Source organism: Rhodohalobacter halophilus (genome assembly GCF_001715195.1).
Lineage (GTDB): Bacteria > Bacteroidota > Rhodothermia > Balneolales > Balneolaceae > Rhodohalobacter > Rhodohalobacter halophilus.
The window spans coordinates 1-15818 of the sequence record NZ_MDWE01000007.1 but is presented as its reverse complement, the minus strand read 5'-3'; the positions used below and the strand labels follow the sequence as shown (position 1 = coordinate 15818).

At 45.8% G+C, this 15818-nt stretch carries 12 protein-coding genes; 6 read left to right on the top strand and 6 right to left on the bottom strand.

The window, feature by feature from the left end; translation table 11 throughout:
• Nucleotides 1–49: 49 nt before the first annotated feature.
• The gene (locus tag BG260_RS02585) at nucleotides 50–2575 is read right to left on the bottom strand and encodes a M14 family metallopeptidase (RefSeq protein WP_069130388.1); all 2526 of its coding nucleotides are present in this window, start codon (nucleotides 2573–2575) and stop codon (nucleotides 50–52) included.
• 81 nt (nucleotides 2576–2656) lie between these two features.
• Between BG260_RS02585 and BG260_RS02580 the strand changes: the two genes are divergently transcribed.
• The 4 genes from BG260_RS02580 (at nucleotide 2657) to BG260_RS02565 (ending at nucleotide 8337) form a co-directional block, all read left to right on the top strand.
• A complete protein-coding gene (locus tag BG260_RS02580) occupies nucleotides 2657–4570 on the top strand; it encodes a bifunctional metallophosphatase/5'-nucleotidase (protein WP_069130387.1) in 1914 nt (637 codons plus the stop codon).
• Nucleotides 4571–4604: 34 nt separating this feature from the next.
• Complete coding sequence (locus tag BG260_RS02575; RefSeq protein ID WP_069130386.1) at nucleotides 4605–5492, top strand: sterol desaturase family protein; 888 nt, start codon at nucleotides 4605–4607, stop codon at nucleotides 5490–5492.
• A gap of 15 nt (nucleotides 5493–5507) precedes the next feature.
• Nucleotides 5508–5798, top strand: a complete 291-nt coding sequence (locus tag BG260_RS02570) for a GNAT family N-acetyltransferase (protein WP_069130385.1) — start codon at nucleotides 5508–5510, stop codon at nucleotides 5796–5798.
• A 103-nt stretch (nucleotides 5799–5901) separates the two neighbouring features.
• Complete coding sequence (locus BG260_RS02565; RefSeq protein WP_069130384.1) at nucleotides 5902–8337, top strand: zinc-dependent metalloprotease; 2436 nt, start codon at nucleotides 5902–5904, stop codon at nucleotides 8335–8337.
• Nucleotides 8338–8489: 152 nt separating this feature from the next.
• Here the strand turns inward: BG260_RS02565 and aat are convergent, their stop codons facing one another.
• From aat to uvrB, 3 genes are all read right to left on the bottom strand, one after another.
• Nucleotides 8490–9095 (bottom strand): leucyl/phenylalanyl-tRNA--protein transferase, encoded by a 606-nt coding sequence (gene aat, locus BG260_RS02560; RefSeq protein WP_069130383.1) that lies wholly within the window; start codon nucleotides 9093–9095, stop codon nucleotides 8490–8492.
• A gap of 211 nt (nucleotides 9096–9306) precedes the next feature.
• The gene (locus BG260_RS02555) at nucleotides 9307–9870 is read right to left on the bottom strand and encodes a class I SAM-dependent methyltransferase (RefSeq protein ID WP_069130382.1); all 564 of its coding nucleotides are present in this window, start codon (nucleotides 9868–9870) and stop codon (nucleotides 9307–9309) included.
• A gap of 13 nt (nucleotides 9871–9883) precedes the next feature.
• On the bottom strand, nucleotides 9884–11932 hold the full coding sequence (gene uvrB / locus BG260_RS02550; RefSeq protein ID WP_069130381.1) for an excinuclease ABC subunit UvrB: 2049 nt from the start codon (nucleotides 11930–11932) through the stop codon (nucleotides 9884–9886).
• A 135-nt stretch (nucleotides 11933–12067) separates the two neighbouring features.
• Between uvrB and tyrA the strand changes: the two genes are divergently transcribed.
• Both tyrA and BG260_RS02540 read left to right on the top strand, forming a co-directional pair.
• Nucleotides 12068–13198 carry a bifunctional chorismate mutase/prephenate dehydrogenase gene (tyrA, locus tag BG260_RS02545; protein WP_069130380.1) on the top strand — a complete coding sequence of 377 codons (1131 nt, stop codon included), beginning with the start codon at nucleotides 12068–12070 and terminating at the stop codon, nucleotides 13196–13198.
• Between the two features lie 81 nt (nucleotides 13199–13279).
• The gene (locus tag BG260_RS02540) at nucleotides 13280–13726 is read left to right on the top strand and encodes a YtoQ family protein (protein ID WP_069130379.1); all 447 of its coding nucleotides are present in this window, start codon (nucleotides 13280–13282) and stop codon (nucleotides 13724–13726) included.
• Here BG260_RS02540 and BG260_RS02535 read toward each other — a convergent pair whose 3' ends face one another.
• Both BG260_RS02535 and BG260_RS02530 read right to left on the bottom strand, forming a co-directional pair.
• Complete coding sequence (locus BG260_RS02535) at nucleotides 13727–14299, bottom strand: DinB family protein (RefSeq protein WP_069130378.1); 573 nt, start codon at nucleotides 14297–14299, stop codon at nucleotides 13727–13729.
• The gene (locus tag BG260_RS02530) at nucleotides 14292–15416 is read right to left on the bottom strand and encodes a glycoside hydrolase family 3 protein (protein WP_069130377.1); all 1125 of its coding nucleotides are present in this window, start codon (nucleotides 15414–15416) and stop codon (nucleotides 14292–14294) included. Before BG260_RS02530 ends, BG260_RS02535 begins: the two co-directional genes overlap by 8 nt.
• Nucleotides 15417–15818: the final 402 nt, after the last annotated feature.

Here is a 15818-nt window from a genome sequence, read left to right as displayed (position 1 = left end):
AATACTATTTAGCATCTTGATACTCGCTACCAAATACCCAACAATGATTTTAATTGCCTACAAAGAAGAGACTGTTTGCAACCAGTAATTTTCCATTCTCCCAGAATCCGCGGAAAAGTGGATTCTCAATCATGTAAACCACCTGACCACGACCATAATCCTGAACTCCAAATGAAAGAGAGTTCTCGATCATTGGTATAGCTTCGCTCCCTACAAATCCGCTTCGATACGAATTATCCCGAACGGTTCCTACATTCCAGCCGGAATCCAGATAGCTGTAGGAGTCTGCACTGAGTTTAAGCGTGTAGTATTCAGAATCGTAACCGTACGCAAGTGGATGTGTTGTATCCATTTTCACCTCAAAAGCCGATCCTGATGTAGTTCTGCTGATATACCGTCTTGAACGATCGCCGTATGAAGCCAGCATCTCTTCGTCCGTGGGTTCAACAGCCTCAGCCTGTTTTCGTTTAAGTTGAAAGCCATTTCGGCTTGTAAAGTTGCTATTAGCTCCTCCAATCAGAATCAGATTTCCACCATCACGAACCCAACCCGAAATTTTTTCAATTGCACTGTCTGTCAGCACTCCGTTGTATGAACCTGATGGCAAAATCAACGTGGTGAATTTAGAAAGATCAGCACGCATCAGATCATCCGTATTGATCTGAGTGGTGGGGTAGTGAAGCTGCTGATCAAAAAAGTGCCACACTTCCCCCGCACTGAGAGATGAAGTACCATCACCCATCAGAACCGCAATCTCAGGTTTTTCGATGTATCGAACATTGTTTGACCCGAAATCGGAACCGGATGTCACAAAACCGGTGGATGCCCCAAACAGATTCCGGCTATGATTCTCTGCAGCGTTTCGAACTATCTCATCAAATTGATCGCCAAGATCTCTGTTATTTCCTCGCATAATAACCAGCGATCCCCGTTTAAAGGATTGTCCTTCGATCTCAAAATCTACGCTGGAGAATCGGCTTTTCACTCCATGTTTTGTAATCTCTGCCAGGAATCGTGCATCATCCATGCTGTTCCAGTCAGTTACATAAGCATACGGTTTATCGGCACCGGATACAGAGCTGTTCCTAAAATCCTGTGCCGAAATATTACTTTCCGGGTTGATGTTCGATTCTAAAGCGTAACCTTCAATTCCAAAGCGATAGTGCGCCTCCCAGGTGGTGATGTCGTAGGTGAGGGAGTCGGATAACATCGGGTTTGGCTCAAAAAAGACTCTCGCAAGCTGTCCTTGGGGTTGATATACGCTCACAACAATATCATTTTCTGATATGGAAACTCGCTCATTCTGACCGCTTTTGTAGTTGTATGCGTTGGTATTTCGGTTTGAACCGGCCGTTCCATACTCAATTTTCTGAGAATCCAGAAACGTCAGCAGATCGTAAATTTTATCGGAATCGTTATCCGCTTTTACCACAAAGGATTTGTATGCGCCTGCGGGGTCATTAGCCGCTCGTTCAAAATAGTTGGTAAATTCTGAAACCACCCGTTCGGCATTCATCGCCGTAACTTCAACCGTTGAAATCCCTGCAACGTGATGGTGTGTCAGTCGCTCCCTCAGCGTTAACACTTCACCCTCCTGGGTGGTAACCGCAGCTCCTGCACTTCCGCCTCCGGCCTTTTCATAGGTCATCCCAATGGCACCATTGTAAGTGGGCCAGGTGTCTCCATAGCTCGGATAAAATAGGTCAAACACTTCCCGTGTGTAGTAAAGCCAGCTGTTTTCATCGAAATACTTGGTGTGATTCTTGCCAATAATGGTTTGAAACTCCACCTGCCAGTCGGTAATCACATTGTGGTACGGTTTGGCTGCCGGGGCAAAATAGTATGGAGAGTTGTATCCCATTTCATGAAAATCGACATGCACATGCGGCATCCACTGCTGATATACCTTGATTCGTTGCTGCGACTCAACCTGAGTTTGCCACGCCCAATCGCGGTTCATATCAAACAGATAATGATTGGAACGTCCGCCTGGCCATGGCTCGCGATGTTCTCTCGCAACCGGATCCGGATTGTACTCCGTACCAATAACCCCGTTAAACCAGTTTACATACCGGTCCCGTCCATCGGGATTAATCATTGGGTCGATAATGACCACTGAACTATTGAGCCACTCCTTGCTTTCCCGGTTTGATGGGTCCACCAATTCATAGAGGGTTTTCATTGCCGCTTCACTGCTGTTGGTTTCATTCCCGTGCACGTTGTAACTCAGCCAGGTAATCGCCTTTTGATTTGCAGTCGGTTCACCCGGCTCCAATCCTGTGAGCCGAAGATTGTTAAGCCGGATCTCGTCAATGTTAGCGTGATTTTCTTCGGATGTAACCACCAGATACACCAACTCCCGTTGTTCGTAAGTTTTTCCGTAATGGTGGAGAGTCACGAGATCAGAGTTATCTGCGACATGAGTTACGTAACTTAAAACCCGATGGTGAGGTGTATATCGGTCTCCAAGTTCATAACCGAGGAAATCTTCAGGTGACTGAAGCTGAGCAAACGCCCCGGTTGAAAAGAGAAAGAGTATCAGAAATGCACTTATGCTTTTTAACTGTTTTTTCATAATCTAATAAGCCTGTTGGTTTTGTTGCCGCAAAAATATTGCTACAACATAATCAAAACCGATAACTGCTAAAAGCCCCGAATGAGTTTGAGATTAAAAATTACATTCTATGCCATCCTTTTTTTGTGGTGCAGCCAACTTTATGGGCAGCAATCCAGTTCCACCGACATTCGATTCACCATTCTCCACACCAATGATGAACACTCCCACCTGATTCCCATTCCTGCTGTGGATGACCACTCTGAACTGGATAACACCGCCGGCGGAGGAATTGCGCGTCTTGCAGGTGTCATCGACCTCGTTCGCCAGGAGAAGGCGAAGACAGGGGAGCCCGTTCTACTGTTTTCCGGTGGAGATAACCTCGGCGGGCCCGCATTCGGATGGCTTCCACTTCGAAATGGACTTGCCCCGGAGATGTCCCTTTTCCACATGATGGGGTATGATGCCATCACTATTGGAAATCATGAATTTGACTACGGTTCTGACGTTTATGCACGATATCTTTCGGATGCCGGATATCCCGAAGCTGCTAATCAAACCGTGATTCTTGGCACCAACACACGCCCTCCCCGGGATCATCCGATGAACAAACTTGGGATTAAAAATCACGTAATCAAAGAACTTGACAATGGTTTGAGAATCGGAATTTTGGGGCTGATCGGATACGATGCCATATCAAAAACAGCTCAGCCCGGACCGGTTCAGTTCGACGACCCGATTGAGTCTGCACGCAAAGCTATTACTGAACTCCTGCAGGAAGATGTGGACCTGATAATCTCAGTAAACCATTCCGGAGTGGCAGAAGATCGTCAGCTCGCGGAAACCCTCCCGGAAATTGACATCATTGTGGGCGGACACACTCACACACCGCTTCATGAACCGGTTTTTGTCGGAGAAACTGTCATCGTTCAGGCCGGTAGCTATATGCAGTTTCTTGGCCGGCTCGAGCTTAGCTACAATCCGGTTGAAGATCGGCTTTCTGTCATTAACCGGGAAACCGGCCAGCCCTTTTTGATGCCAATCAACTCAACAAGTCCGGTAAACCGTGAAATTGCTGATGAAGTGGAACGCTACACAAATATTTTAAATGAATGGCTCGATGAACTGACTACCAGCTCAATATCAGATATCCGGCAAACCATTGCTTATTCTGATTTTCCAGTACTTCGGGACGAATTTCAGCGAGAATCGGCCATCGGCAACTTTGTTACAGACGCGATGAAATATTCTGCGCAACGTGTACTCGATCAACCCGTAGATATCGCCGTTCAGGCAAACGGTGCCATCCGAAGTAACATCATGCCCGGAGAAGCCGAATGGAGCCGGGGCGAAATTACTTTTTACGATATGATGATGGCTTTTGGACTCGGATCCGGCAGCGACGGCACCCCCGGTTATCCGCTGGTTTCTTTCTACCTAACCGAACAGGAGGTGCGCAATGCGCTTGAAGTATCCATTCTTCTGTCTGAATTAATGGGTGACAACTACTTCCTCCAATTCTCAGGTCTCCATACCATCTACAATCCCGACCGAGCCGTCCTTTTCACCATCCCATTTATAGGCACCCCGATCCCGTCCTCCCGGGCTGTACTGAGGGCAGATTTGGTTAATGGAGATCAAACAGAATCCATCCGAAGAGATTCTGACAATCTGTTGCACGTGGTTACCGATTATTATATCGCAGGATTTTTACCAATGGTTGGCGAACGACTGCCAAATCTCACCATTACGCTACGAGATGAAAACGGAAGAGCCATCACACTCGATGAAGCCGTTGTATATGATGGAGACCGGCAACTTAAAGTGTGGAGCAGTGTCTTGGATTATGTGCAGACATTTGAGCAGAATGAAGATGGCTTGCCGGTTATTCCCGCTCAGTATAAAGCCCCTGAAGGAAGACAAACCGTAACCTATACACTTCCGCTTTGGGTTTGGCCGGTTGCTGCAGTTATCCTCATTGGATTTGTCATCTTTTTGATAGTTAAAAGAAAATAGATTGAATATGAACCATAATTCAACAGGTTAAACCATGGAATCGATCATCGCATTTTTTGAGGATGTCCCCACAACCTTTCGGGCATTTATCCTGATTGGCGGCATTTTTATTTTCTGGGTAATGGAGGGGGTTATTCCGCTCTTTCAGTTTCAGTACAACAAAATCCGGCACGCCGGGGTCAACCTCACCTTTACACTCTTTACAGCCATTATCGGTTTTGGTCTTGCCGGGGTTCTCTACTTCACATCCTACTGGGTAACCGAGAATCAATTCGGGCTGCTCCACTTGGCCGATTTCCCACTCTGGGCAAAAATCATCCTCGGGGTGATGCTCCTCGACTTTATGGGCGCCTGGCTGGTTCACTGGATAGAACACAAAGTGAAATGGATGTGGAAATTTCACCTGGTTCACCACAGTGATACCACCGTGGACGTAACCACCGGGCTTCGCCATCATCCGGGAGAAACCGTATTCAGAATAGTCTTTACCATTCTCGGGGTTTTTCTAATTGGCGTCCCCATCGGCATTGTCATGCTCTATCAAAGTTTTTCAGTGCTGTTTGCGCACATTACGCATGCGAACATTAATATACCCAAACGTGTGGATCGAACTCTCTCCTATCTGTTTGTAACACCGAACATGCACAAAGTGCATCACCACTACACCCAACCTCTCACCGATACCAACTACGGAAATATTTTTGCCGTATGGGATCGGCTATTTGGTACATTTGCAGAAGTGAATGATGTCAGACACCTGAAATACGGAATTGACACACATATGGCCCCGGATGAAAATCAGGATGTAAGAAATCTCCTATCGATTCCCTTCCAGGAGTATCGCCCGCCAACAGGGGCAGCATTAAGCGACAATTCTGATCTGAAAATTGAGAAGCTGGGGAAAAACCGAACCGATCAATAGCAGAAGAAAACACCTATGGCCAACGTAATAAACAACAAGGAAAAGAATCGATATGAACTCAGTTTAGATGGCAACACGGCTATCGCCGAGTATATCTTAAACAAGAAAGGAGTACTCTTTTTTACTCACACCGAGGTTCCTCAGGAACTGGAAGGACAAGGCGTGGCATCAAAACTCATCAAATCTGCATTTGAAGATGCAGAGAATCGAGGTCTGCAAATTGCTCCTATCTGCCCGTTTGTCAAATCCTACATTCAGAGACATCCTGAGTGGAAACGGCTTCTTTCAGATGAACATAAATTTTAGCCTCAACGCTTTTTCAATCTTTTGCAGTGTATGGTTTCTACATTTTGTTTATTTATTGCACTGCAATCTTTCACAATGCTTGATCAACCAAAATTAACTATCCATGAATTACCCGATACGATATCTCGCTATCATCCTTTTTTCTATACTATTTGCAATCTCCTGTGCATCCACGGAGCCTGCAACGTCATCAAACAGTCCGGCTCAGCCTGAGCGGAGCTCCGCAACAAATGGCTACAGCAGCGTCATAACATCCGAAGCTGAAACCCAGCAAGGAGTTGTGGATGTCCACACCGTTGGAGATAAAATCTACTACGAAATTCCCGACTCACTGCTTGGTCGTGACTTCCTGATGGTGAGTCGCGTTGCGGCTGTCCCCAACAATTTTTCCGGTTTCACAAGCAGCGGATCCAAAACGGCAGAACAGGTCATTGCATTTGAAAAAGCAGGCGATAAGATTAATATCCGGCAGAGACTGTATAACAGCGTTGCGCCGGACTCCCTCCCAATTTCCCGTTCTGTACGTGCAAACAACTATGAGCCGATCATTGCATCTTTTGATGTGAAGGCCGTAGGTCCCGACAGTACCACTACGGTCGTTGAAGTTGAAGTTAACAGCCTGTTTGAAACCGATGTACCCGCCATTTCCGGCCTGCAAGGGTGGTTACGCAATTCGTATCAGGTTCGTCGCTTAGACGGCAGCCGCAGCTACATCGAGCGTGTTCGTACCTATCCGCAGAATGTAGAGGTTCGCCATGTGATGACTTACGAAGCGATGAACCCGCCCTCATCATCCAATACAAACAGTATCTCCCTGTTGATGAACCAGTCGATGGTTCTTTTACCAAAAGAGCCAATGCGTCCGCGCTACCACGACTACCGTGTGGGGTGGTTTACCATTAATCAGCTCGATTTTGGTTCAGATGAACAAAAAGCGGCAACCCGGTCACTGATTCGTCGCTGGAGGCTGGAGCCTTCCGATCCTGATGCGTATGCACGCGGTGAGTTGGTTGAACCGATCAAACCGATCGTTTACTACGTGGATCCCGGCACGCCGGAAGAGTATCGCCAAGCCGTGATTGACGGTGTAGAAGACTGGAATGTAGCGTTTGAAGTAGCCGGATTCAAAAACGCCATTCAAGCCAAACTCCCTCCAACCGAAGAGGAAGATCCCGATTTTGAGCCGGAAGATATTCGCTACAATATGGTTCGCTGGATTGCCAATACCACTCGAAATGCAACCGGTCCGAGCATGAGTGACCCGAGAACCGGGGAGATCATCGGAAGTGATATCATCTGGTATCACAATCACATTCGTTCCTACCGAAATCGTTTGATGCTGGAAACCGGTGCTTCTAATCCGAAAGCTCAAAATCTGCGGGTGGATGATGACTATCTGAAAGAGGCAATCCGTCAGGTGATTGCTCACGAAATCGGCCATGCCCTCGGGCTGCCTCACAATATGAAGGCAAACTCATCCTACCCGGTAGAGTCGCTGCGAGATCCGGAGTTCACCTCGGAGTACGGAGTCTCAGCTTCCATTATGGACTATGCGCGCCAAAACTACATCGCACAGCCGGGTGACGGCGTGGAGCGATTTATCCGAAAGATCGGGCCGTACGACAAATACTCTGTAAACTGGGGTTATCGTGTTATCCCGGATGCAGAAACGCCTGAAGATGAAATTCCTACTTTGAATCAATGGATTCTCGATAAAGCGGATGATCCAATGTACCGTTTTGGCCAGTCAACCGGGTACGATCCTTCGGCTCAAACCGAGACCCTCTCAGACGATCCGGTTCAGGCTTCAACTTATGGCATGATGAACCTGCAGCGAGTAACGCCAAATTTGGTTGCATGGACATCACGTCCCGGCCAGGGGTATGACGACCTTCAGGAGATTTACGGTGAGCTGGTTGGCCAGTGGAACCGATATGTTGGTCACGTAATTACGAATATTGGCGGTGTTTACATGGAGCGTATTGCATCCGATCAGAATGGAAATGTCTATCGGCCAGTCGACAAAGATTATCAGAAAAAAGCGATGCAGTTTATGGTTGATTACGCATTTACAACGCCGGATTGGCTGCTGGATGAAAATATTCTTCGAAATATTGAACATGCCGGTGCTGTTGAGAGAATTCAATCCCTCCAGGCACGACATCTCCGTAGCGTGATGAATTCTTCCCGCATGATGCGCCTGATTGAGGATGAAACATTCAGAGGAAATGATGCTTACGGTATCACTGAGATGCTGGAAGATGTGCGAAAAGGTGTTTGGAGCGAGCTCTCTTCAAACTCATCGATTGATGTCTATCGAAGAAATCTGCAGCGAACCTACTTAAATTCTGTCAAATCTTTGATGGAAAGCGAGGATAGTGATGTAGACGGAAGCGACATCAAGCCTCTGCTGCGCGAAGAGCTCAGAACTTTGAAAACAGAAGTGGATCGAGCTGTGAACCGAACCGTAGATCGCAGAACGGTCGTACACCTTCAGGATGTGCAGAACCGAATTGAGAATATTCTCGATCCTAAATAGTTTACACCCGTCAGAACGCTCCAAGCGGTCAGGCGGTTAGTAATTAGCTTTTTATTATACCTGTCAGGTTTCTAAAACCTGACAGGTATTTTTAAGGTTTCAAACTATCACACTCCTCACTACTTATCCGTACTCCCTTCAAGGAAGGATGACTATATTCTAAACTCTTTATGCTCTTTTTCCATCGCACTCTCCAGACGTTTCTGATACTCTTCAGCCGAAATTTCCACACACCCAAACTGAGCCAGATGATCGGTATAGAACTGCGTGTCCCAGAGTGTAAAACCATTTTTCTGCAGAATTTGATGGCAATGCCAAAGTGCTACTTTATCTGCTTCCTTATCATTTTTGAACATCGACTCCCCCAAAAAAGCAGAGCCTAACGATACTCCGTAAAGGCCACCGGCAAGATCGCCGGTTGAATTGTACATCTCAACAGAATGGGCATGACCGGCATGATGAAGAACTTCGAATGAATCGATAATCAATTCCGAAATCCAGGTGGATCTACGATTTGCACACTCCACCATCACATCCCGAAAGCGTGTATTTACTCTGCACTGAAATCGACCCTGCCTGATAATTCGCTCCACGTTTGAAGAGACTTTAAACTGATCCATCGGGATGATGCCGCGCTGACGGGCTGAGTACCACCCAACCGTGCTGTCATCCCTTGATTCACTCATAGGGAAAATCCCCTGGCCGTACGCTTCCAGCAGGGTTTCAGGTGGTATGATTTTTCTTCCGTCGGTATTCATACGCAGAACCGGTCAGTCCGCTTCAAGCGGGCAGACCGTTGATAGTTTAAAAATTTGTTTGAATTCAAAATACAATTCTCCCCTCGAGGGGAGTACTCCGCTTGCGAAGGGAGGGATGTTCATGCTGTCAACTGACTAAATTTATCAAACTTCCGATCAGTAAACTCAATCTATCTGTCAGACCGCATTTAGCGGTCTGACGGGGCGTGAATCAATGCCCGTTCTTGTGGATTTTATAAATAAAATAGGGAGGGATATTGAGTGGCTCGAAATCCGTTTCAAAGTTTCCAAATACCTCCATGACCGGCTTTTTCAAATGGCCGCTGGTTTGATAGGCGAGGAATTTGCCGTCATCCTTTAAAATTTTCTTGGTAGCCTGAAGAACTTCAATTTTACGATCCCAATCGAGAAAAGAGAACGGGATACCAGAGAGCACATAATCTACATTTCCGATCAGATCATCGGGCAGTACCGATTCTACATTTCCGGCCAAAACATTATGTATTTCCACTCTTGGGTCATCAATGGAATCTTTCAGCGAAGACACAAAATCCTGGTTTGCCTCTATCAGAATCAATCGCGATCCGGGGGACATATTTTCAATCAGGTAATGGGTAAAGGCACCGTTACCCGGGCCGTACTCAACAAGGGTAAAATCTTTATTGAAATCGATATTCGTACAAACTTTTTTGACGCATCGGGGAGAAGTGGGAATAACAGATGCAACGTCACGATCTTTAACAAACGTTTTAAAGAACTCAATTTTCTTGCCCATGTAAATGATTGATTTAGATTTCTTTTTCCAGTGTAGCGATTTGGTCACGAATACGGGCGGCTTCTTCAAACTCCATATTTTTGGCAGCCTGTAGCATCGACCCGCGTAAATATTCGAGAAACTTCTCCTTACTTTCAAATGTAACTTCTTTCATAGCCGGGTTGGCTTTGTACTGAATACCATCTTCGGCTACTCTGACGGTTTCAAGATAGTTCTGTTGCTCCTGCTCAGTTGAATCCAGTGTGAAATCCTGAGTGGAGATAAGAGCCGGATCAACCAGTGGCTTCAATTCTTTCTGAATGGTCTGCGGAGTGATTCCATGTTCTTCGTTGTACTTTCGCTGAATCTCCCTGCGTCTGTTTGTCTCATCAATCACCTTCTGCATGCTTTTCGTAATCTTGTTAGCATACAAAATTGCTTTACCGCCAACATTACGTGCAGCACGTCCTACAATCTGGAAAAGCGACGTTTCAGATCGCAGAAACCCTTCTTTATCAGCATCCAGAATGGCCACTAAACTCAGTTCAGGAATATCAATCCCCTCCCGAAGCAGGTTGATACCGACGAGCACTTTAAAATCTCCGCGCCGGAATTTGTAGAGAACTTCCACGCGCTGCATAGCATCCAGCTCACTGTGCATGTAGGCAGCCGGAATTCCCAGATTTTTCAAGTACTCACTCAGCTCCTCACTGAGGCGCTTTGTGAGCGTTATACAGAGCACACGTTCATTCTTCTCAGCCCGTTTTCGAATCTCTTCCAGAAGATCATCCACCTGGGTATCGAGAGACCGAACCTCAATTTCAGGTTCCATTAAGCCGGTTGGGCGTATAATCTGCTCCACATAAACCCCTCCCGATTTTTCCAGTTCATAATCGCTGGGCGTTGCACTCACAAAAATCGCTTGGTTAACCATCGTCTCCCACTCCTCAAATGTAAGCGGGCGGTTGTCCAGGGCAGATGGAAGTCGGAAACCGTGCTCTACCAGTTCAATTTTCCGTGATCGGTCACCGCCGTACATGGCACCGATCTGCGGTACGGTTTGATGGCTTTCATCCACAACCAGCAGATAGTCGTCAGGGAAATAATCCATCAATGTGTAGGGACGCTCACCCGGTTTTCGGGCACTCAGGTAGCGCGAGTAGTTTTCAATTCCCGAGCAGTAGCCTATCTCCTGCATCATCTCGATGTCAAAAAGGGTTCGTTGCTCAAGCCTTTTTGCTTCCAGAAATTTGTGCTCATTTTGTAGCACATCAACCCGCCAGTGCATTTCATCCCGGATCTGCTTGATCGACTCCTCCAGCCGATTTTGTGTGGTCACATAGTGTGAGGCCGGGTAAATCCGAAATTCATCCACATCATCTATGATGTCTCCTTTTTCAACATCAAACACCTGCATCTTCTCAATTTCATCACCCCACATGGTGATTCGCAGACCCTCTTCGGAGTATGCCGGATAGATATCCACCACATCCCCCCGAACCCGAAATGTGCCGCGTGTAAACTCGTGGTCACTTCGGCGGTAGTGCAGGTCTACCAGGTCGTAGAGCAGCGTATTTCTTGGAATATCCTGACCCACTTCCAGGTTGATGATCAGCTTCTCATATTCCGAAGGGGATCCTATTCCATATATACAGCTCACAGATGAAACAATAATCACATCTTTTCTGCCTGACAGTAGGGAGCTGGTCGCACGCAATCTCAGTTTCTGTATCTCTTCATTGATGGATAAGTCCTTCTCGATGTACTTATCTTGAGATGAGATATACGCCTCTGGCTGGTAGTAATCGTAATAGGAGATAAAAAATTCGACCCTGTTTTCCGGGAAAAAATCACTGAGCTCTCGATAGAGCTGTGCTGCGAGGGTTTTGTTGTGACTCATCACCAGCGTAGGCTTCTGAACATTTTCAATCACCCCGGCTACGGTTCGTGTTTTACCCGATCCGGTAATTCCTAACAGTGTTTGAAATTTGTCCTTATTCTGAACGCCCTCGGTAAGTTCTTTAATGGCATTCGGCTGATCACCGGCCGGTTCCCAGGGGGAATGAAGCTTAAATTCTGACATAAATCAAAGATAACAATGTGATTTGCCGTTTAAAACAAATTGATGGCAAAATCATTCTTTATTGCGCAATTTTACAGGAATTAGGGTACTTTTAGCTCCTCAGGTGTTCGAATGAATATTTAATAACTCAACAAAATGTCCGACCAGAAGCATTTAAGCCGACAACGTGATCAGATTGATGATATTGACAACCAGATATTAGATCTGTTACAGCAGCGAAATCGTGTAGTGCAGGATGTGATTCAAACCAAGGTGGAAAAACAGCTTCCGGTATTTGTAGCCGGACGTGAGAATGAAAAAACAGAATCTTTTCGTGAAAAAGCCGCCGAAAGGGGCATCGATCCGGATTGGGCAGAGGATTTTCTGAGAATGGTAATGGCTTCCTCCCGTGCGGCCCAATCAGCAAACACATTCCCCAGGTCAACCAAAGAGCCAAAGCACATTCTGTATGTAGGCGGTGAAGGTGGAATGGGAGCTCTCTATCGTAAATTTACAGAAAACAGCGGGCATTTTGCATACACCATCGATAAAGGCAACTGGTATCAGCTCGAAGAGATCGCTCCTAAACTGGACATGGTGATAGTGACTGTCCCGATTCGGGTTACCGAAGATGTAATCCGCAGACTGGCTCCAAAACTGAAGCCGGAAACGATCTTGGCTGATTTTACCTCCAACAAATCAGAACCACTGAAAGCGATGCTGGATGCGCATTCAGGTCCGGTTGTGGGGCTCCATCCGATGCACGGACCGTCCGTTCCCAATCTATCAAAACAGCTTATGGTATTTTGCTCAGGTCGCGATTCTGGTCAGGCAGACTGGTTCAAAGAGCAGTGTCGGTTATGGGGGATGCGGGTGATCGATGCCGAACCGGAAAAGCACGATCACGTAATGAATCTGGTTCAGGGTTTAAGACACTTTGTAGCACTGCTGCACGGTTCATTTATGAAAGAGTACGATCTGAATCCTGAGGAGATGCTGGAGTACTCCAGCCCAATTTACCGTGCAGAACTGATGATGACCGGACGTATTTTTGCACAGGACGCAGAGCTCTACGCGGATATTGTTTTTGCCAACAAAGAGCGTCGCGAACTGCTTCTTACGTTTTTCAATCATCAGAAAAAACTGATGAAAATGGTGCAAAATGACGACAAAGCAGGATTCATCAAAGAGTTTGAGTCCGTCACGGATTTCTTTGGCAGTTTTGCATCTCAAGCACTGAAGGAGAGCGGTTATCTGATTAACCGGCTTGCGGACCGGTTTTCGTAATTTCAACCATTTGAATGATATGAATCCCGTGCATATTTTTACATTCAAACAGCTCTAATCATATTAAAGCTCATCGTACTTATGGAATGGAATGTCTATTTAGCCGGAGAAATTCACTCAGACTGGCGCCTGGAAATACGGAATGGAATCGAGAAGAATCACTTGCCGATTGAAATCTCCGCACCTGTAACGGATCATCCCGCTTCGGATGATGTGGGCGTAAATATTTTGGGTGATGAGGATAAAGCTTTCTGGAAAGATCATAAAGGAGGTAAGATTAACGCCATTCGTACCCGAGCGCTTATTGAACAGGCCGATATCGTTGTCGTTAAGTTTGGTGAAAAGTACAGGCAATGGAATGCCGCTTTTGATGCGGGGTACGCTTCAGCTTTGGGTAAAAAACTGATCGTGATTCACCCTGAAGAACACACCCATGCACTTAAGGAGGTAGATTCTGCCGCGTTGGCTGTCTGCCAAACTGCTGATCAAGTCATTGAAATACTCAAATATGTTACCGTAAAAGAGTAATCAAAATCGTGTTCCGGACAGCCGGTAGAGAGTCTGTTCGGCCTGCCAGAAATGCCTCCGCTGATGAGCCGCCATCACCAGAAAAAGATCCGTCAGAGACATCGTTATAACTTTAAACACCGGGTGAGCCCCTTTCAATTTATCCAAATCTGCCCGATCGCTCTGCAGGTTATTTAAATTAGTGATGACCATTTGGTTTGTCTCTTTCAACTCTGATGTGGTTGCTGACTTTCCCTTTTCGGCAGAGATTTTAGGATACATTGGAGCCAACGTTGGGATTTTTAATTTATATGGCGGCTCCATGATTCTGATCATCAGCTTTGGTATCCACTTGGGTTTAAATTCCTGCTGAGCAATCTTTGCCGTGTTTTGGTTTCTGATGATGTGATCAATTTTTCGGAGATAGAGATTGTTGAATCGTCTTACATGGCGAAATATTTCATTTGCACTCCAGGTTTCAGCATCCGGTTTTAACATAAAAAGATCTTCGGGAGCCTCCGCCAGCTCATCTATCCTTTGAAGTGCATTAGCATATTCAGATATAATATCTTGATATGAGTACAGTTTATTCATCAGTCAGTGAATTTTTCAATCGCATAATTCGATTGTATGATCTGTTAATTCTCTCCTCGGTAATTTCACCGGACTCCAACAAACTCTTTATGATCTCTACCGCTTTGGGTACGATTCCGGGATCATAAACCGAATTATTACCAAATACCAGTACATCCACTCCTGCATAAATCGCTTGTTTAATGGCTGTTTCCAAACCGTAAAAGGATCGAATGGCATCCATCTGCATATCATCTGAAAAGAGAACACCTTCAAACCCAAGTCTATTACGCAGCAAATTGGTTTGAACTGCACTTGATAGCGTGGCCGGAAATTCCGGATCCAGATTTTCGTTAAACACATGGGCTGTCATAATGGCAAACTGCCGGCCCGAGCCGATCAGATTTTGATAGGGCTCCAGTTCCGATTCATCCCAGGTATCCGTTACATCGGCCATTCCAACGTGGGAGTCGTTCCACGCACTGCCGTGCCCCGGAAAATGCTTGAGTACACCTACCACCCCGTTTTGTTCAAACTCCTCCAGAAAAATTGCGGCATGCCTGGTTACCAGTTCCGGGTCTTCACCAAAACTCCGCTCAAGTTTCCCAATTACCGGATTGTCGGGGTTTGTATTAAGATCCACTACCGGGGCAAAATTAACATTAAAGCCAAGATCCTTGAGCTGCTCACTCATGGAATTGGCATAAAATTTTGTACTGTCGGGATTGTCCAGATTCCCTAAATACTCAGCTGATACATGGTTAAGAAAATTTCGTACCGGTTTTAATCTGGCCACCCTTCCCCCTTCCTGATCAACGGCCAAAAAGAGTGGGTAATCCGCAAGCTCCTGCAGCCGTTGATTTAACACCCTCACCTGCTCAGGCGACTCTATATTTCTGTTTGCCGTTGATGTCGGGACATCGTAATCAAAAAGAATTACCCCTCCTGTGTGGTATTCCTGAATGTCCCGGACAATATGGCTGGTGTCAGTTATTGCAAATCCTTTAAAACCAACCATTAACATCTGTCCAATTTTTTCATCAACTGAAATCTCCTGTTGACCGGCCGCTGAATTACAAGTCAACAAAAAGCCAATGGACACTATGATTAAAACTGAATATAGAGAGAAGTTTTTCATGAAATTTGTTGTGTTTTAATGCTGTTACTAGAAGCTAAACGTTAGTACGTATATTAAAATCTTTTAATAAACAAATTTGTAACAAACAGGGGGCTAAATACTCTTGTAGGTGTAAGTCATGATGCATCAGATAGGTAATGACAGATAACACGTACGTACACAGACTGAACGCTCGAATTTGAAGTTAGGGGAATTCAAACAAACTGAAATTGATTTAGCGGAATATTTGCTGCAGCACAACATAATAATAACCTTGCAAAGAAATCAGACGTTTGAAACACACCGTTCAGTTCCAATATAGCGCATATCTACTATATAGCATGATTAGCAATCAACAGATACGACAACACCGATCAACTACACAGACATGATTGAGAGCAACACAAATAAAATATTGGAAGA

Coding starts and splice junctions, on each gene's coding strand:
- BG260_RS02575 (WP_069130386.1), top strand. CDS start 4,605: ATGGAATCGATCATCGCATTTTTTGAGGATGTCCCCACAACCTTTCGG.
- BG260_RS02565 (WP_069130384.1), top strand. CDS start 5,902: ATGAATTACCCGATACGATATCTCGCTATCATCCTTTTTTCTATACTA.
- BG260_RS02585 (WP_069130388.1), bottom strand. CDS start 2,575: ATGAAAAAACAGTTAAAAAGCATAAGTGCATTTCTGATACTCTTTCTC.
- BG260_RS02580 (WP_069130387.1), top strand. CDS start 2,657: ATGAGTTTGAGATTAAAAATTACATTCTATGCCATCCTTTTTTTGTGG.
- BG260_RS02555 (WP_069130382.1), bottom strand. CDS start 9,870: ATGGGCAAGAAAATTGAGTTCTTTAAAACGTTTGTTAAAGATCGTGAC.
- uvrB (WP_069130381.1), bottom strand. CDS start 11,932: ATGTCAGAATTTAAGCTTCATTCCCCCTGGGAACCGGCCGGTGATCAG.
- tyrA (WP_069130380.1), top strand. CDS start 12,068: ATGTCCGACCAGAAGCATTTAAGCCGACAACGTGATCAGATTGATGAT.
- BG260_RS02535 (WP_069130378.1), bottom strand. CDS start 14,299: ATGAATAAACTGTACTCATATCAAGATATTATATCTGAATATGCTAAT.
- BG260_RS02530 (WP_069130377.1), bottom strand. CDS start 15,416: ATGAAAAACTTCTCTCTATATTCAGTTTTAATCATAGTGTCCATTGGC.
- aat (WP_069130383.1), bottom strand. CDS start 9,095: ATGAATACCGACGGAAGAAAAATCATACCACCTGAAACCCTGCTGGAA.
- BG260_RS02540 (WP_069130379.1), top strand. CDS start 13,280: ATGGAATGGAATGTCTATTTAGCCGGAGAAATTCACTCAGACTGGCGC.
- BG260_RS02570 (WP_069130385.1), top strand. CDS start 5,508: ATGGCCAACGTAATAAACAACAAGGAAAAGAATCGATATGAACTCAGT.